Origin of the sequence: Mycolicibacterium canariasense, assembly GCF_002101555.1 — a bacterium.
GTDB lineage: Bacteria > Actinomycetota > Actinomycetes > Mycobacteriales > Mycobacteriaceae > Mycobacterium > Mycobacterium canariasense.
The window spans coordinates 1-17,056 of record NZ_LQOL01000068.1 but is presented as its reverse complement, the minus strand read 5'-3'; the positions used below and the strand labels follow the sequence as shown (position 1 = coordinate 17,056).

Below are 17,056 nucleotides of genomic sequence, written 5' to 3'. Positions count from 1 at the left end.
CGAATTTCCGGCAACCCCGACGCATGTGCCGCCGTCCGCGCGTGTCAATGACCGTGGTCGAGCAGGACGAGCGTGTCGACGGTAGTTCCGTCGACGGTGTAGGCCCGGCATTCGAAAGGCCCTCGCATTGTGCTGCCGGATTCGGTGACAGTGCGCACCACGCCCGTCACCGCCCATACCGTGATCCGGGACCGATCGACACCTTTGAGCGGCTCGTCGAGCATGAGCGGGAAGAGGTCCTTGGCGTCCGGATCCAGCGGGTCAGTGACCGCGTTCTCGATCGAGATCGACGGATTCGACGACTCCGGCAACCGCGCGCGGACGTCGATCATGCATCGGTCCCGCGCCGCCGCTTCCGACGGTGCGCTGCCCGGCGGCGCGGTGCGGGTCAGAACACCGATCGATACGGCTACCACTACCGCGGTCGACGCGACCACGGCACCGATCCACCACCGCCGGCGGCGCGCTCGGCCACCCTGAGCGCCCACCGGCCTCATCCCTGACAATCTCCTCCAGAAGTATTCCTACTGTGTTCAACAGTACTGTCTCGAATAGTAGGTTGCCGTCGTGCCGCCTCCCTCTCCCGAGAGGGCACCGAGAAGCGTTCCGGCGTCGAGCTATCCATGCAAACGGGAAAATACTGAACTGATACGTAGATAGGTCCGATCATCCACGCTGGAGTTCCGGCACTCCGCCAAGTCGTCATCCAGGGCACCAAGCGGTGCATGATGTTGAGTCACGAACTCCGGCAACGAATTACACACGTGATATTTGCCAGCTGTGTTACCAATGTTGCCAATGTGGTGTAGCGTGACTCTTGTTGTACACGTGATTACGTAATGACTACGTACTTGAACAGAACGTAGATCGATGGCGTGGGTTCGACAGCCGGACGGCACCGCAACTATGCGTGGCGGCCCTGCGTGACCGCCAAAAAGGGGATCGTGACGTGAGGACTTCTCCGCAAACGCGCACCGGGTGCGTCACTGCGCCCGGCGTCGGTCGGCGGCGTGCACTGGCCCTGGGCGGTGCAGCGTTGGCTTCGGTCCTGCTCGCCCCCGCCGGACGGGCCCTGAGCCAACCCAATGCCGGCGCCTGGGATCCCACCCTGCCCAGCCTGCTCAGCGCCGGGGCGCCGGGGGATCCGTTGGCCATCGCCAACGCCTCGCTACAAGCCAGCGCGATGGCGGCGCAGACGACCATGGAACTCGGGCGCAAGTTCTTGGGCGGCCTGGGCATCTTGGGCCCGGCGGACAATACGGCGCCGGCCTTGCGCGGTAACCGCGTCTACGGCCGGCAGGCGGTCGAGTACGTCATTCGGCGCGCCGGGTCGCAGATCGGGGTACCTTATTCCTGGGGCGGCGGCAGCTTGACCGGCCCCAGCCGCGGGATCGATTCCGGTGCCGGGACGGTGGGGTTCGATTGCTCGGGTCTGGCCCGTTACGCCTTCGCCGGCGTCGGCATCCTGCTACCGCGGTACTCCGGCGATCAGTACGACGCGGGCCGCAAAGTGGCGCCGTCGCAAGCCAAGCGCGGCGACCTGCTGTTCTGGGGACCGGGCGGAGGGCAACACGAGGCAATCTATCTCGGTGCCGGACAGATGCTGGAAGCGCAGCAGACCGGCGTCCCGGTCAAAGTGTCGCCGGTTCGGACGAGTGGAATGACCCCCTACGTCACGCGCATCATCGAGACCTGAAATCGACTCAGCCGCAGGGTATTCCGGTTCCCAACCGGGGGCACGGTCAACCCAGGCACAGCGAGAAGCCGGACAGGGCGAGACCGAGCATGCCGGCCGGCCCCGCCGCGATGGCGGTGCCCACGCCGGCCAGCGTGATCTGTGTCGTCAGCCGGGCACCCTTGGTGGCCGGCTCCGCCAGGCGCTGCGCACGACGAAGCACCGCGACGTCGGCAGCGCCGAGCGCCGGAGCGGGTGCGGCACCGACGAGCGCCAGCAGACCGTCCAACAGGGCGTGCTCCCCGTAGCGGCGCACCGCAGCGTCGTCGGCGCACATTTCCAGCAGGCGCGCCACTTCCGTGGCGCCGCGGGTGAGCAACCCGATCCGCGGAGCCACGGCGGCCAGCCCGCGCAGGACTGTCACGATGCTCTGGTGGTGGCCGGCCAGGTGCGCGCGTTCGTGCGCGAGTACCGCACCCAATTCACGTTCACCGAGTGCGGCGACGGCGGAACTGGTGACCACGATCGTCGACGGCCGACCCGCCACACAGTAGGCGGCCTTTTCACCGGACTTCACGACGTAGACGTCGCCGCCGGGCATCGGGTGACCGACCATCCGGATCGCCTCACCGTGATCGTGGGCGTGGTCACGCAACCTCGTGATGGTGCGGACCAATCGGACAACCAGCACGACGGTGGTCGCCACGGCGGCCAGCACGACGGCCAGCACACCAAACTGGGGTATCGGACCGGCGGCACCAGAAGCCAAGTCGCACAGCAGCTCCAGACACGATGCCACGAACGCTCCGGGGTCGCCCCAGTGGGCGATCACATCCACCACGAGGAAGATCGCGATGAGCAGCGCGGTGCTGACCGCGCTGACGATCGCGGTGAGCCACAGTGCTACCGCGGTGCGCGGAGCGTGGCCGCTGCGCGTCAATCGGGTCAGCATCGCCGGCCCCAGGACGAGCAGCGCGCCGTTGTAGACGGCCAGCCCGGTCAGCGCGGTCACCGTTTCTTGGCCCTGCCGGCCCGCCGACTCATCCGGCGCAACGCATCGCGCAGACTCTCCGACGCCGTCGGCCCTATCTGCTCGATGAAGTAACTCAACACCAATTCGGATCGGCCACCCTCGTCGAGGGCCTCCCGCATCAGCCGGGCGGTGTGTTCTTCGCGCGTCATGATTGGCCAGTACCGGTAGGCACGCCCGTCGCGTTCGCGTTCCAACCAGCCCTTGGTGTGCAGGTTGTCCATCGTCGACATCACGGTGGTGTAAGCGATTTGCCGTTCCGCGGAGAGCTCTTCGAAGATGTCACGCACGGTGACGGTGTCGGGGTCGCGATTCCAGATTCTGTCCATCACGACGGCTTCCAGATCCCCGAAACCTCGCACACCCACTGGTCACACCCTCCGATTGTTGGGACGAAGTTTACCGTGCCGGGCGCACGCGCAGGCAGACCGACGTGAGCATCGCACCGACACGGGCGAGCATCCCGGCCGGTGACCACCATGCGTGCGCTCATGTCAAGGCGCTGCCCTGCACCCACTGCGACCACGGCACACTCCAGTCACCGTTCTGCCACAGTTGCAGTGGCTCGCCACCGGTGTTGCGAATCTCCACGATGTCGCCGGGTTGCGAGAAGTCATAGAACCAGCGGGCATTCTCACCGCTGAGATTCAGGCACCCGTGCGACACATTGGTGTTCCCCTGTGCCCACATCGTGCTGTCCAGTTGGTGCAGATACACCCCGTCCGTGCTGATCCGGGTGGCCCAGGAGATGGTCTCCCGGTAGCCGAGTCGCGAATTGATGGGCAATCCATAGGTGGACGAATCCATGATGACGGGGTTGGCCTTGTCCAGCACGGTATAGATTCCGCGCTGAGTCCAGAACGAGATCGTCTGCCCGTTGACCGTTTCACTGCCCCCCATCCCCATCGACGTAGGCATGGTGCGGACCAGTTCCCCATTGCGATACACGCTGACCTGCTTGGTCACATCGTCGGCGATCGAGACGTGCGCATCGCCGATCGAGAAGCTGACCCGTGCGTCTTCTCGTCCGTACAGACCGTCGCCGACCGGTTTGCCATAGATGTCAGCGGCCACCGTCACCGTGGTTCCGGGTGAAAAGTACTGGGGCGGACGCCAGTGCGCATTCTGGTCGTCGACCCAGAACCACGATCCGCTCACCGGTGGATCGGTGCGGACCACGAGTACCCGTTCGGCGGCCGCCTTGTCGGTGATCGGCTCATCGAAGTGCGCGACGATCACGGTGCCGACGCCGTAACGCTGCCCCTCTCGCAGCGCCGCTCCGCCGGTGGTGCGCAGCGACACCGTGGTCTGGTCGACCGGAACCAACGTCGAGAAGCTCGAGGCCTGCCGTCGCGCCACTCCGTCGGTCCCCACCGCCGTGGCCTCGACGCTGTAGGTGCGCCCATACCCCAGGGGCACACCGGGTTTCCACACGGTGCGGTCCGGCGTCGTGACACCCTCGATACGTTTACCCTCCTCGTTGACCATCACGACGTCGGTCAAGGTGCCGTCGACGGCGGTCACGGTGATCGAGGCCAGCGGATCGATGCCTGATTCCGACGCGGCCGGCGTGAACAGCAGCTGCACCGGCCCCGGCGGTGCCGCAGTGATCTCCGCCGCCTGGGCGTCGGCGATCACCGGCGGCGAGCAGGTCGGGGTACAGCTGTCCAGGGCGAGAAGCAGCGCGCCGCCGACGAGAGCGGCCGCCAACATGGCCGACGTCAGCAGTCGCACCCTGCTGGCGCGGCCGAACCTCACTGCGGTCTCCTCGAATACGCCGTGGGGTGCACTCGGCACCTGCCACGGTCAAGCAACCTACTGAGTAGCATAGTAGATGACGCCCCCGGTTCAACGGTGCCAGGCGCGCCCCGCACGACATGCCCGTCACTCGGTGACGTAATCGAGGGTGGTCATCATCCCGGCGGCCTGGTGATAAGTGTTATGGCAGTGCAACATCCAGGTGCCTGGGTTGTCGGTGACCAGCCGCGCGCCGATCCTCTGCCGGGGCAACACGATCAGGGTGTCTTTACGGGGGCCGGGCCGTCCGTCGACGGTGAGCACCTCGAATGTGTGCCCGTGCAGGTGCATCGGGTGCCACATCGTGGTGTCGTTGACGAAGACGAGGTCGACGTTGCGGCCCTGCTGAACGCGCAGCGGCTGCGCCTGTCCGTAGGGGTGGCCGTTGATGGTCCAGTCGTAGCTCATCATGTCGCCGGCCAGTCGGGCGGTCAGCGTCGTGTCGGCGGGTTCGCCGGGGAGCATCGCATCGGGTGCGGCGGCGAACATGCTCACCGTGCCGATCCGCCCGCGCAGTTCGGCCGGCACGAAATCCGCCGCCGGTGCGGTACCGGAGGCCGTGGACAGCACCGCGCGGGCGTACGCGTTCTTGCCTTCGGCCGAGGCCACCAACGGGAAAACACCGTCACCTGCGGTGATCACCACGTCGTAGCGTTCCCCCATGCCCAGCAGCAGGGCTTCGACGTCGGTCGGCACCACCGGGAATCCGTCGGTGTGGGTCACGGTCATCGTGTGTTCGGCCAGTGCCACCCGAAACGCGGTGTCAGATCCTGCATTGATGAACCGGATCCGTACTCGCTGACCGGGTTTGGCCGTGAACGCCGAGGGTGCAGCCGGGCCCCGGCCGTTGACGACGTAGATCGGGTAGCTGATATCGCCGGCATCCCCACCCAGGAGATCGCTGATGCCGACACCACCGACCCCGGGCACTGCCGGAGTCGAGCCCATGCCCGGCATACCACCCATCGCCTGCAGCCCGTCGAACAGTTGCTGCGGGCTGCTGCCGATTCCCGCGGTCCAGTCGTCGAGTATCACGATCCATTCCGCGTCGTAGGCACCGGGTTCACGCGGGTCGTCGATGATCACCGGCAGGTACAACCCCTGGTCGGCATCCAGATCGGTATGCGGATGCGCCCAGTAGGTACCCGGGTGCGGCGCGACGAAGCGGTAGGTGAACTCCTCCCCCGGCGCGACATCCGGCGTCGCCGGCGCAGCGCCGTCCATATCGTTGCGCAACGCCAAACCGTGCCAATGCACCGACGACGCATGCGGTAGACCGTTCACCAGCGTGACCGCCAGTTCGTCGCCGACATTGGCCCGGATCACCGGCCCCGGCAGCATCTGGTTGTAGGCGTACGCCTGCGCCCGAGTGCCACCGAGGTCCACGGCCGCCGATCCAGCGGTCAGCCGCACGGCGACCGTGCGCCCCGTGTGCGGGCGGGCCGCCTCGGCCGCGGCGATCGCGTCGGCGGGTCCTGATGCGACGCGGCCGGTGTCGACTCGCTGACCGCATCCGGCCAGCGCGAGCCCGCCGAGTGCGGTGGCCGCCAGAAACCCGCGGCGCGTCAGGGCTGGTCTCCCGTTCATCGACACCCCCTTCGCCCTCTGCCACGATGAGCGGGTTCACCGCCGAAATCGGTATTGCTTTGATGAAGATTCGGTCAAAGTCGGCCCGGTGCGCCCCTCGGCCGCAGGTAGGCGGCACCATACGTTCATGGACAACGCGACAGCACCCGCCGGACCCGGCTCGGGTTTCCGTGCATTGGTGGTCGACGACGAGGTGGGGTTGGCCAACGTGGTGGGCAGTTACCTTGAGCGCGAACAGTTCGAGGTCACGGTGTGTCACACCGGGACCGACGCCGTGGTGCTCGCTCGTGAAGTCGATCCCGACGTGGTGCTGCTCGACCTGGGCCTGCCGGGTATCGATGGCGTCGAGGTGTGCCGACAGCTACGGGTGTTCTCCGACGCCTACGTGGTCATGCTCACCGCCCGTGATTCCGAGACGGACACCATCGTCGGCCTTTCGGTCGGCGCCGACGACTACGTCACCAAACCCTTCAACCCGCGGGAGTTGGTGGCGCGCATCCGGGCCATGCTGCGGCGTCCCCGCACCGTGTCGGCACTGGCTGATCTGCGCCATCCCGCGCCGCCGGAATCCGCACCCCCGCGGGTGTTCGGGCCGTTGGCCATCGATATCGACCGCCGTGAGGTGACGCTCGACGACATGTCGATTACGTTGACGCGCACCCAGTTCGACATTCTGGCAACACTGTCCGCACGGCCGGGCGTGGTGTTCTCCCGCGCCCAGATTCTGCAGGCGGTGTGGGGTGATTCGTGGGTGGGCAACGACCACCTCGTCGACGTCCACATCGGTCAACTTCGCCGCAAGCTCGGCGACGACGCGGCCAATTCCCGTTTCGTCCAGACGGTACGGGGCGTCGGATACCGCATGGGTACGGGCGCATGACCGCCTCAACGACATTGCAGCCCAGTGCTTTCGGCTGGCGGCGACCGACATTCGGTCTGGGTGCGCGGCTCCTGGGCGCGCAGGCCCTGGTATTGCTGGCCGGCGGGATGACGACGTTGGTCGTCGCCGCGGTGGTCGGTCCGCCGCTGTTCCGCGAGCATCTGCGCCGAGCCGGTGTCAGCCATGGATCCGACGAGCAGTTCCACGCCGAGCAGGCCTACCGCTATGCCACCGCGCTGTCGACCGCGGTCGCGGTGGCGGTGGCCGCGCTCACCGCGCTGGTCGTGAGCGCCTATTTCAGTCGCCGGCTACAGCGTTCGGTGTCCGAGGTCTCGGCGGCCGCCAGCGCGTTGGCCGCCGGCCACTACGATATTCGCGTCGCGCCGGCCGGCCTGGGAAAAGACTTCGACAATCTGGCCGCCGCCTTCAATCAGATGGCCCAGCGACTGGGCAGTGTGGAGCTCACCCGCCGACGGATGTTCAGCGACCTGGCGCACGAAATCCGCACACCGGTCTCGGTTTTGGAGATTTATCTGCAGGCCGTCGAGGACGGTGTGCGGGTGATGGACGCCGAGACGATGGCCATGCTGCGCGACCAGGCGGATCGCCTGGTGCGCTTCTCCCAGGATTTCGCGGCGTTGGCGCGCGCCGAGGAGGCGGGCGCGTCGCTCGACCTGCAGCTCGGCGCAGCGGCCCCGGTCGTGCGTAATGCGGTGGCGGCGGCAGCCGACGGCTATGCCGCCAAGTCCGTCACCTTGACCAGCGAGATCCCCACCGAACTGCCGCAGGTTCGGTGGGACCCGCAGCGAATCGGTCAGGTGCTGCAGAACCTGTTGGACAACGCCCTGCGGCATACGCCACCCGGTGGCCGGGTGCGCGTCCGGGTCGCCGCCGACCAGCGCAACCTCACGGTCACGGTGTCCGACAACGGCGACGGCATTCCGGCCGAACACCTGCCGCACATCTTCGAACGGTTCTACCGTGTCGACGCCGCCCGGGATCGGCAGCACGGCGGTGCGGGCATCGGCCTGGCCATCTCCAAGGCTTTCGCCGAGGCTCACCACGGCGACCTCACCGCGGCCAGCGCCGGACCGGGCCACGGAGCGACGTTCACCGTGGTCGTACCGATCGCCGGTCCGACTCCCTAGCTTTCTACAACGTTGCCAGGATCGATCTCATCGTCTCGATCTCGCGCTGCTGGCTGGTCTTGATGTTGTTGGCCAGGGCGACAGCGTCCGGAAACTGACCGGTACGGATCTCGTTCTCGGCCATCGTGATTGCGCCCTGGTGGTGCGCGATCATCTGCGTCAGGAACAGTTTGCTCGCGGCGATGCCCTGGGCGTTCTGCAGCGCGGTCATATCCTGCTCCGACATCATGCCCTCGCCGTGCATGCCCATACCGGGCATATCCATGCCCGGCATCCCCATGCCCGGCATGGACGAGGAGGGAGCCATGGCCGGGGTGCCCCACTGGGACAGCCAGCCCTTCATCTGGTCGATCTCGGGGCCCTGTGCCGCCTTGATCTGGGTGGCCAGATCCGTCACCTTCGGGTCGATGCCCTGCTTGCCCAGGATCATGTCGCTCATCTCGATCGCCTGCTGGTGATGCGGGATCATCATCTGCGCGAACATCACGTCGGCGTGGTTGTGCGCGGCGGCCGAGGGCACGGCCGATGTCGGGGCCGATGTCGGGGCCGACGCCGAGGTGGATGTCGCGGCCGGTGACGGCCCGGCCGCGGGCGTGGAGTTGCTACACGCGGCGAGCGTGACCGCCGCCACCGCGGCCGCGCCTGCCAACACAGTTCTTTTCACGAGGCTTCCTTTCGGGTCGATCGCGGCGCGCTCGGTCCGGGCGTCGTCACCGCGCTCACCCCAGCCTGTCTTGGGCCGGTATGGCCACGCTCAGCGTCGGCTCAAGATTCGGTAAAGACGAACACTGGATCTACAAGCCATGCGTTGATAGAGACTTTCGGCCCTGTCGCCCGGACATGTCCATTCGTAGCGTTGCGCACGTGGCCGAAAGCACATCGACGCCGCGCCTTCTGATACCGCTCACGGGAAAGGACATGTCACGTGCCTGACCAGTGCGCGATTGTCGTAAGGACTGCACGGATCGAACACAACGCGCCCCATGAGGAGCGCCTGCGGATGTCCGGAAGTCGGGCTTCCGGCGAGCACGTGGACGGTGCCTGGTGGCCGCGGTCCTACCGCTTGACCGACGAACTGCCCGATCTCCTCACCGCTGTCGAAGGTCGGCTGGGCCCGGTCGCGCTGGTGGGCTACGGTCGCGCCCGCTGGACTGACACCGCAGCCCAGTTCATCGCCGACGGGCGCACCATCCAACTCCTCGGGCTCAGCGGCGAGGACTCCGAGAGCCTGATCATCATCGGCGAGGACGGGCATCATCTGACGCTGCGGGTGATAGCACCGGATACGGCCCAAGAAGCTGCCTTCCTCGCCCTCGACGCGGTGCCACGGCGAGCCACCACCGGGGCTGAGGCGGCAGTGGCACGGTCGGTCGTCGAAGTCGCCAGGAAACTCGCCGACCACGAAGGTTGCGACGACGCCGAGCGTGACGCCGAGATTCTCGACTGGTGCCGGGAGGCCGCCGCCCAGTTCGACGACGCGCGGATCCAGACCTTCGTACCGATCCTGGTCGAACACATCGTCAACAACCGCATATTCCGTGAACGCCACGACCGAGCACGCGGAGCGGAGCAAGACTGATCGAACCACCGGCCCGTCCGTTGAATCCGGCTCGGTACCAACACTTTACCAGGCCACGGCGATGTCTTCGACACGGTGAAGTGCCCGAGCGCCCAGAACTGCCGTCCCCTTTCGACTGGTGAGGAGCCATCGATGTCCGCGCTGTCCGACGATGGTCATCACAGCAGTGAAGACGCATCCACCGCCCGAGAGCTCGTCCGACTGCTCGGGCTCCTCGACGACTTGCTCGACCATCTGGATTCAGCCGAGACGCGGTGGCACACGCTGCTCTCCCAGGTGACAGCGGACTATCGGTCGAGCGCCCGCAACGCCGTCCACTACTGGGCGCTGCGGCAAGCCGACCTGCGTCCTCTGCAGCGCCGCCTCGCCGCATTCGGACTGTCTTCCCTGGGCCACAGCGAATCCCACGTGCAGGCCACGCTGAGGCTGGTGCGATGCGCCGTTGCGGCCATGCTGGGAAAGTCGTGGCGTCCACCCACCCCCGCCGTCATCAGCGCCAAGGAGGGACGAGCGCTGTTGCGCTCCCGATCGGTGCAGCTGCTCGGCCCCACTCCGCAAGGACGTGAGGTCCGGATAATGGTGACCCTGCCCTCATCGGCCGCCACCGACCCAGAACTGACGCGCCGGCTGATCGCGGGCGGGATGAACATCGCGCGAATCAACTGTGCGCACGACGACGCCGCTGCGTGGCGCGCCATGGCCGGCCACGTGCGCCAGGCAAGTCGGGCGCTGGGCCGCGACTGCCGCATCGCCGTGGACCTCGCCGGACCGAAACTCCGCACCGGCCCCCTACAACCCGGACCACGCTGTGTGAAACTCCGACCGCAACGCGACGCCCTCGGTCATGTTCTCGCGCCTGCGCAAGCACGCCTGTCGGCCACCCAAGATTGCGACCTGGCGCCAGCCCTGCAGGGCCCGGCCATCCCGGTACCCGCGCGATGGTTGGCTCGCAGAAGCGCGGGCGACGTGATCACACTGCGCGACGCTCGCGGCGCGAAACGCCGCCTCACCTTGGTCGCCGACCCCGACACCAGCGGCGGACTGATCGCAACGACGGACAAGACGACCTACCTGCTGACCGGCACCGAGCTGAGGGTCCACGGCGACGATGACCCCGCACAGGTGGGCGTGCTGCCCGAACTCGAACAGAGCCTGGTTCTGCACCGCGGCGACGTGCTCACAGTCACCCGCGATTGTTCGCCGGCACCGATGAATACCGTTGGTGCGCCCCGGATCGGCTGCACACTGCCCGAAGTGTTCGACAACGCCCGCATCGGCGAGGCCATCCACTTCGACGACGGCCGCATCAGCGGGCAGATCGTCGGCGTACGGGCCGACGAATTGGCGGTGCGAATCGACCACGCGTCCGCGACGGGCTCCAAACTGCGGGCAGGCAAAGGCATCAACGTCCCGGACACTGCCCTGCCGGTGCCGGCACTGACCGACAAGGACATCGCCGACCTCGACACGGCCGTACAGATCGCCGATCTGGTCGAGATGTCGTTCGTGCAGGATCCCGCCGACGTCCTCAAGCTGCACGAGCTACTGGATCGCCCGGGCGGTGAACGGATCGGTATCGTGCTGAAGATCGAAACGCGCAGGGCCTTCGAACGCCTGCCGCAACTACTGCTCACGGCGATGCGGCGGCCCCGTCTCGGTGTGATGATCGCCCGGGGTGACCTCGGGGTCGAGGTGGGCTACGAGCGCCTCGCGGAACTGCAAGAAGAGATCCTGTGGCTGTGTGAGGCCGCACATCTGCCCGTCATCTGGGCAACACAAGTCCTGGAGCAGCTGGCCGCCACGGGATTGCCCTCACGCGCCGAAATCAGCGACGCCGCGATGGGGGAACGCGCCGAATGCGTGATGTTGAACAAGGGCCCGCACATCGACGACGCATTGACGGCCCTGGATGACATCCTGCACCGCATGAGCGGTCACCATTACAAGAAGGATGCGTTGCTGCGCCGCCTGCGTTCGTGGCATCCAGATTCCGACCACTGACCTCGATGTCGTGCGGGCACGCCACCGCGGCCGCTCGGCCGCCAGCGCGTCGCTCATCACGTTCGCCAACCGTTCACCCGACACCGCCTTGCGCTCGGTATCGATAACTGTCAATATCGATGCATGTCGAAACAACATGCCGTCGCCACCGATCCAGACGCATGTTGCCCGCCGGGTGCCCTACTGCGGGAACCCCTGTCGGTGACAGAAGCGACCGATATGGCGGTCAAGCTCAAGGCGCTCGCCGACCCGGTTCGGCTGCAACTGTTTTCGGCGATTGCCAGCCGCGAAGGCGGCGAGGCCTGCGTCTGCGACATATCCGACGGAGTGCAGGTGTCGCAGCCAACCGTGTCGCACCACCTCAAAGTCCTGCGCGATGCCGGGCTGCTCACCTCGCAGCGCCGCGCGTCCTGGGTCTACTACGCCGTCGTCCCCGAAGCGCTCGCCAGCCTGACCGTGCTGCTGGGCGCCGATACCCGAATGGGAGTCACCGCATGACCGACGCCACCAGCACCGCGACGGGCGTCGTGGGCAAGCTGTCCACCCTGGACCGGTTCCTGCCGGTGTGGATCGGTGCGGCGATGGTCGCCGGCCTGCTGCTGGGTCGCTGGATCCCTGGCCTGAACACGGCATTGGAAAAGGTTCAGATCGACGGGATTTCGCTGCCCATCGCCTTGGGCCTGCTGATCATGATGTACCCGGTGTTGGCCAAGGTCCGCTACGACCGCCTCGACACCGTCACCGGCGACCGCAAACTGTTGCTGTCCTCACTGATCCTGAACTGGGCCCTCGGTCCGGCACTGATGTTCGCCCTGGCCTGGCTGCTGCTGCCGGACCTGCCCGAATACCGCACCGGGCTGATCATCGTCGGCCTGGCCCGCTGTATCGCCATGGTCATCATCTGGAACGACCTGGCCTGTGGTGACCGCGAAGCCGCCGCCGTCCTCGTCGCACTGAACTCGATCTTCCAGGTCGTCATGTTCGCCGTTCTGGGATGGTTCTACCTGTCGGTGCTGCCGGGCTGGCTCGGCCTGGAACAAACCACCATCAACACCTCGCCCTGGCAGATCGCAAAATCGGTGGTCATCTTCCTCGGTATCCCCCTGGCCGCCGGTTACCTGTCCCGGCGCCTGGGCGAGAAAGCCAAGGGCCGCACCTGGTATGAATCGACATTCCTGCCGCGTATCGGGCCGTGGGCGCTGTACGGCCTGCTGTTCACCATCGTCATTCTCTTTGCGCTGCAGGGCGAACAGATCACCAGCCGCCCACTCGATGTCGTGCGCATCGCGCTGCCCCTGCTGGCCTACTTCGCGATCATGTGGGGTGGCGGGTATCTGCTGGGTTCCCTGCTCGACCTCGGCTACGAACGCACCACCACCCTGGCATTCACCGCCGCGGGCAACAACTTCGAACTCGCCATCGCCGTGGCAATCGCCACCTACGGCGCCACCTCCGGTCAAGCCCTGGCCGGTGTCGTCGGCCCGTTGATCGAAGTGCCGGTCCTGGTCGCCCTGGTCTACGTCTCACTGGCCTTGCGAAAGCGGTTCCACCACCACACCTCCGAGCACCAACGCACCGACCCAGTGACGAGAACGGAGCCGACCTCATGACACAGACCCCTGCCACCCATCAACCGCGCGAAACCTTGTCCATCGACCAGAAGCTCGCACTCAAGACCGCCACAAGCCGGCTACGGACCGAGTTCGAGGACACCTTCGGTGCGGAGACCATCGAACGGTTCCTGCACTCGTCCTATGACCAATTCGCCGGACGGGCCACCATTCCCAACTTCCTGCCGCTGCTGGCCGAACGGTTCGCCCGTCAGCGCCTGCATGCCCTGGCCCGCGTGGAGGGCAAGATTGTCGACGGCAAGCCCACGGTGCTGTTTCTGTGCACCCACAATGCCGGACGCTCCCAGATGGCGTTGGGCTACTTCACCCACCTTGCCGGTGATCGTGCCGTGGCATGGTCGGGAGGTTCCGAACCCGGCACCGAGATCAACCCCATGGCCGTTGCGGCCATGGCTGAGATCGGTATCGACATCACCGGCGAGTACCCGAAACCCTGGACCGATGAGATCGTGCAGGCCGCCGATGTGGTCATCACGATGGGCTGCGGCGACGCTTGCCCGGTGTTCCCCGGCAAGCGCTATCTGAACTGGGAATTGCCCGATCCGGCCGGCCAGGGCCTCGATGCCGTGCGCCCGATCCGCGATCAGATCGAAGAGCTCGTCCGCCGGCTGATCGGCGACCTCCACCTCTCCATCACCGGCTGACTGCCGGCGGCATCAGGAAAGACATCCGTGACCGATTCAGCTCCCACTGTGCTGTTCGTCTGCGTGCACAACAGCGGGAAATCCGTTATGGCCCAAGGGCTCATGCGCCATCACGGCGGTGAGCGCATCATCGCGACGTCGGCGGGCACCAACCCGACGCCGGGGGTGAACGACCAATCGGTGCAGGTGCTCGCCGAGCTGGGCGTCGATATCAGCACCCACACCGCCACACAGCTGACCGAAGCCATGGTTGCCGGGGCTGATCGGGTCGTCGTGTTGGGTACCCAGGCCCATGTCGAGCCGGTGGGCGGCACACCGGTGGAAGTCTGGGACACCGACGAACCGTCCCTGCGCGGCATCGAGGGACTGGAGCGGATGAGGCTGATCCGCGACGACATCGCCGCGCGCGTCATCGAACTTCACACCCGCATGACCGGACTTGGCGCACCTCACTAGCACCGGTTCACCCAACCCCAAGCACTCACGCGCCGCCACATCCGAAGCGGCGCGGCGAATCCTGCCCACCTCACGCCTTCAAGGAGCGTTCCGATGGCACCCCGTCACATCATCGCGATCGGCGGCATTTCCGCGGCCCTGCGCATCCGCGAGCTCGACCCGGCGACCGAGGTCACCGTGGTGGTGGCCGATGCCTACCCGAACTTCTCCATCTGCGGCATCCCCTACTACGTCTCCGGCGAGGTGACCCATTGGACCGGCTTGGCCCATCGCACGGCGGCGGATCTGGCCGCCACCGGCATGCGGGTGCTCACCGACACCACCGCCACCAAGATCAACGTCGTCGAACACACCCTTGACGTGCTCGACAGCTCCGGTGCACCAGCGCAATTGAGCTACGACGCACTGGTCGTCGGGACCGGTGCGGTATCGGCGCGTCCACCGATCACCGGACTGACCGGGCCCGACCCGCTCGGCCCGGGCGACGGGGTGCATCTGCTGCACTCCATGGGCGACACCTTCGCCGTCATGGAGTCCCTGACCCGCCGCAACCCCCGAACTGCGGTCATCATCGGCGCCGGTTACATCGGCCTGGAGATGGCCGAAGCGCTCACCACCCGCGGTATCGCCGTCACCCAGATCGAGGCGCTGCCCGAGGTGCTGCCCACCGTCGACCCAGAACTCGGCGCTGTGGTGCACGCCGAGCTGACCCGCAACGGCGTGGAGGTACTCACGAGCACCACCGTCAACGCGATCGGCCGGTCGGAGTCGGGCGCGCTGACCGTCACCGCCACCCACGACGGGCACAGTCTCTCGCGCACCGCCGATTTCGTTCTGGTCGTGGTGGGTGTCAAACCCGATGTCGAGTTGGCGGCCGACGCGGGAGCCGAGCTGGGCGCCAAAGGAGCGATCGCCGTCGACGAGCAGATGCGCACCAACCTGCCGGACGTATTTGCCGCGGGTGACTGCGTGCACACCCACCATCGCCTGCTCGGACTGACCTGGTTACCGCTGGGCACGACCGCTCACAAGCAGGGCCGGGTGGCGGGCGAGAACGCCCTCGGTGGCACCGCCCGCTATGCCGGGAGCCTGGGCACCCAGGCGGTGAAGGTCTTCGATCTGGTGGCCGCGCGCACCGGGCTGCGCGAACATGAAGCCCGGTCCGCCGACCGCGGCTGGACACCGGTCAGCACCACCGCCACGCCCGACGATCACAAGGCGTACTACCCCGGTGCGACGCCGATCAACATCCGCATCACCGGCGACGTGTCCACCGGCCGGCTGCTCGGCGCCCAGCTCGTCGGGCACCGCAGCGCGGAAGTGTCCAAACGTGTCGACACCTATGCCGCCGCCATCTTCCACGCGATGACCGTCGAGGCGATCAGCGAGCTCGACCTGTCCTACACCCCGCCGTTGGGATCGCCGTGGGACGCCACGCAAATGGCCGCTCAGGCGTGGGTGCGCGACCATCGCCTCGCCGCCGAACGGGAGCGGCTCACCGTCTAGTCCCCATGTTCGCCGACGTGTGGTCGACGGCCGCCGCATCGCCGTGCGGCGCGGTCGCCGCGGCCAGGGCGGCCGCGACCGCGGCAGCCAGCCCGAGAACGATGAACATCGTCGCGTAACTGTGCAGGCAACTGGCCAACACTGCGCCGACGAACGGGCCAAGGGCGGTGGTGACCATGACGGGTGCGGACAGTATGCCGCTCAGATGCCCGTAATGCGCTGCACCCCAACGTTCGGTGACCGCAGTGGCCTGCAGCAAGGTCATGATGCCGCGCACCACACCGGCGACGACCGCCATCGCCACCAGCGCGGCCAGGGACGTGACTGCGCCGAGCAGGGCCGTGGTGAGCGCTACCGCGGCCATGACGACGACGGTGCGGGTCACCACACCGAAGCGCTCGACCAGCCGGTGGTAGCCCAGGCGGCCCAGGACCTGGCCCGCGCCACCCACACCCAGGGCCACCGCCGCCGCGCCGGTGCTGAACCCGCGCTCGGTCATCAGCGGCACCAGGTTGACGATGACGGCATAAGAGGCCAGCGCCGCCAACGCGAACGCGACGGTCAACGCGACGAACGCCCGGCTTCGGGCGATCCGGGTCGGCGTCTCGACGTCGTGCGCATGGGTGATCGCCGGCCATTCCCGGCGCAACCCGAGCAGGTGACCGGGAATGGTCACGACCGCCAGAATCGCTGCCAGGACCAAATAGGTGCTTCGCCAACTCATCTGACTCGCCAGGGTGGCCGTCAGCGGGGCGAAGACGGTGCTGGCCAGCCCGGCCACCAGGGTCAGCAACGTCAGCGCCCGCACCGCGTCGGGGGCAAAGTACCGGGTCAACGCCGCGAACGCCGGCGCGTAGAACACCGCGCTCATGGCCACGCCGGCCGCAATCCATGCGGCCACGAACATCGGATAGGTCGGTGCCGCGGCCACCGCCAGCAGCGCCACGACGGCGAGAACCGAACCGGCGGTCATGATCCCGTGCGGTCCATGACGATCCAGCCAGCGCCCAACGGGGATGCCCATCAGCGCAGCGGTCACCAATCCGGCTCTTCATGATTGAGGGTGTAGAACGGTCAGCTGCTGTCGGCCTGTGATTGGGGTGTCTGGTTGGCTGGGTGTGT

The 17,056-nt window shown here is 66.9% G+C and carries 16 protein-coding genes and 1 pseudogene; 10 read left to right on the top strand and 7 right to left on the bottom strand.

Annotated elements, in window-relative coordinates:
* Nucleotides 1-44: 44 nt before the first annotated feature.
* Complete coding sequence (locus tag AWB94_RS23805) at nt 45-488, bottom strand: hypothetical protein (RefSeq protein WP_234811861.1); 444 nt, start codon at nt 486-488, stop codon at nt 45-47.
* A 527-nt stretch (nt 489-1,015) separates the two neighbouring features.
* On the opposite strand from AWB94_RS23805, the gene ripB reads away from it, so the two are divergent.
* Complete coding sequence (gene ripB, locus AWB94_RS23800) at nt 1,016-1,696, top strand: NlpC/P60 family peptidoglycan endopeptidase RipB (protein ID WP_234811865.1); 681 nt, start codon at nt 1,016-1,018, stop codon at nt 1,694-1,696.
* A gap of 46 nt (nt 1,697-1,742) precedes the next feature.
* Here the strand turns inward: ripB and AWB94_RS23795 are convergent, their stop codons facing one another.
* The 4 genes from AWB94_RS23795 to AWB94_RS23780 all read right to left on the bottom strand — a co-directional run bounded on the left by AWB94_RS23795 (nt 1,743) and on the right by AWB94_RS23780 (nt 6,089).
* Entirely contained in the window at nt 1,743-2,687 is a 945-nt protein-coding gene (locus AWB94_RS23795) for a M56 family metallopeptidase (protein ID WP_234811860.1), read from the bottom strand.
* Nucleotides 2,684-3,073 carry a BlaI/MecI/CopY family transcriptional regulator gene (locus AWB94_RS23790; RefSeq protein WP_062658146.1) on the bottom strand — a complete coding sequence of 130 codons (390 nt, stop codon included), beginning with the start codon at nt 3,071-3,073 and terminating at the stop codon, nt 2,684-2,686. Before AWB94_RS23790 ends, AWB94_RS23795 begins: the two co-directional genes overlap by 4 nt.
* A 121-nt stretch (nt 3,074-3,194) precedes the next feature.
* Nucleotides 3,195-4,418 (bottom strand): L,D-transpeptidase, encoded by a 1,224-nt coding sequence (locus AWB94_RS23785; RefSeq protein WP_062658169.1) that lies wholly within the window; start codon nt 4,416-4,418, stop codon nt 3,195-3,197.
* Between the two features lie 171 nt (nt 4,419-4,589).
* Nucleotides 4,590-6,089: a multicopper oxidase family protein gene (locus AWB94_RS23780; RefSeq protein WP_062658147.1), complete on the bottom strand. Its 1,500-nt coding sequence runs from the start codon at nt 6,087-6,089 to the stop codon at nt 4,590-4,592.
* Nucleotides 6,090-6,216: 127 nt separating this feature from the next.
* On the opposite strand from AWB94_RS23780, the gene AWB94_RS23775 reads away from it, so the two are divergent.
* On the top strand, nt 6,217-6,969 hold the full coding sequence (locus AWB94_RS23775) for a response regulator (protein WP_062658148.1): 753 nt from the start codon (nt 6,217-6,219) through the stop codon (nt 6,967-6,969).
* Nucleotides 6,966-8,117, top strand: a complete 1,152-nt coding sequence (locus AWB94_RS23770) for a sensor histidine kinase (protein WP_062658149.1) — start codon at nt 6,966-6,968, stop codon at nt 8,115-8,117. The genes AWB94_RS23775 and AWB94_RS23770 overlap by 4 nt, the downstream gene beginning before the upstream one ends.
* Before the next feature lie 4 nt (nt 8,118-8,121).
* On the opposite strand, the gene AWB94_RS23765 is transcribed toward AWB94_RS23770, so the two are convergent.
* Complete coding sequence (locus AWB94_RS23765; protein ID WP_062658150.1) at nt 8,122-8,781, bottom strand: DUF305 domain-containing protein; 660 nt, start codon at nt 8,779-8,781, stop codon at nt 8,122-8,124.
* A gap of 336 nt (nt 8,782-9,117) precedes the next feature.
* Between AWB94_RS23765 and AWB94_RS23760 the strand changes: the two genes are divergently transcribed.
* The 7 genes from AWB94_RS23760 (at nt 9,118) to AWB94_RS23730 (ending at nt 15,934) form a co-directional block, all read left to right on the top strand.
* A complete protein-coding gene (locus tag AWB94_RS23760; protein WP_062658151.1) occupies nt 9,118-9,696 on the top strand; it encodes a DUF5994 family protein in 579 nt (192 codons plus the stop codon).
* A gap of 132 nt (nt 9,697-9,828) precedes the next feature.
* Entirely contained in the window at nt 9,829-11,697 is a 1,869-nt protein-coding gene (locus tag AWB94_RS23755) for a pyruvate kinase (protein WP_084395326.1), read from the top strand.
* A 123-nt stretch (nt 11,698-11,820) separates the two neighbouring features.
* A complete protein-coding gene (locus AWB94_RS23750) occupies nt 11,821-12,195 on the top strand; it encodes an ArsR/SmtB family transcription factor (RefSeq protein ID WP_062658152.1) in 375 nt (124 codons plus the stop codon).
* Nucleotides 12,192-13,307, top strand: coding sequence for an ACR3 family arsenite efflux transporter (arsB, locus tag AWB94_RS23745; RefSeq protein ID WP_062658153.1), 1,116 nt, complete (start codon nt 12,192-12,194; stop codon nt 13,305-13,307). The genes AWB94_RS23750 and arsB overlap by 4 nt, the downstream gene beginning before the upstream one ends.
* Nucleotides 13,304-13,972, top strand: coding sequence for an arsenate reductase ArsC (locus tag AWB94_RS23740; protein WP_062658154.1), 669 nt, complete (start codon nt 13,304-13,306; stop codon nt 13,970-13,972). Before arsB ends, AWB94_RS23740 begins: the two co-directional genes overlap by 4 nt.
* Nucleotides 13,973-13,999: 27 nt before the next feature.
* Nucleotides 14,000-14,428: an arsenate-mycothiol transferase ArsC gene (locus AWB94_RS23735; RefSeq protein ID WP_062658155.1), complete on the top strand. Its 429-nt coding sequence runs from the start codon at nt 14,000-14,002 to the stop codon at nt 14,426-14,428.
* Between the two features lie 93 nt (nt 14,429-14,521).
* The gene (locus tag AWB94_RS23730) at nt 14,522-15,934 is read left to right on the top strand and encodes an FAD-dependent oxidoreductase (RefSeq protein ID WP_062658156.1); all 1,413 of its coding nucleotides are present in this window, start codon (nt 14,522-14,524) and stop codon (nt 15,932-15,934) included.
* Here the strand turns inward: AWB94_RS23730 and AWB94_RS23725 are convergent.
* A pseudogene (locus tag AWB94_RS23725) lies at nt 15,924-16,982 on the bottom strand (MFS transporter); the annotation flags it as partial. The gene AWB94_RS23730 and the pseudogene AWB94_RS23725 sit on opposite strands and share 11 nt — an antisense overlap.
* Nucleotides 16,983-17,056 lie beyond the last annotated feature (74 nt).

Bases quoted from the DNA above. Each gene is read 5' to 3' on its own strand.
- AWB94_RS23755 (WP_084395326.1), top strand. From the start codon at position 9,829: ATGTCCGCGCTGTCCGACGATGGTCATCACAGCAGTGAAGACGCATCC.
- AWB94_RS23730 (WP_062658156.1), top strand. From the start codon at position 14,522: ATGGCACCCCGTCACATCATCGCGATCGGCGGCATTTCCGCGGCCCTG.
- AWB94_RS23770 (WP_062658149.1), top strand. From the start codon at position 6,966: ATGACCGCCTCAACGACATTGCAGCCCAGTGCTTTCGGCTGGCGGCGA.
- AWB94_RS23775 (WP_062658148.1), top strand. From the start codon at position 6,217: ATGGACAACGCGACAGCACCCGCCGGACCCGGCTCGGGTTTCCGTGCA.
- AWB94_RS23760 (WP_062658151.1), top strand. From the start codon at position 9,118: ATGTCCGGAAGTCGGGCTTCCGGCGAGCACGTGGACGGTGCCTGGTGG.
- arsB (WP_062658153.1), top strand. From the start codon at position 12,192: ATGACCGACGCCACCAGCACCGCGACGGGCGTCGTGGGCAAGCTGTCC.
- AWB94_RS23785 (WP_062658169.1), bottom strand. From the start codon at position 4,418: ATGTTGGCGGCCGCTCTCGTCGGCGGCGCGCTGCTTCTCGCCCTGGAC.
- AWB94_RS23750 (WP_062658152.1), top strand. From the start codon at position 11,821: ATGTCGAAACAACATGCCGTCGCCACCGATCCAGACGCATGTTGCCCG.
- AWB94_RS23780 (WP_062658147.1), bottom strand. From the start codon at position 6,089: ATGAACGGGAGACCAGCCCTGACGCGCCGCGGGTTTCTGGCGGCCACC.
- AWB94_RS23740 (WP_062658154.1), top strand. From the start codon at position 13,304: ATGACACAGACCCCTGCCACCCATCAACCGCGCGAAACCTTGTCCATC.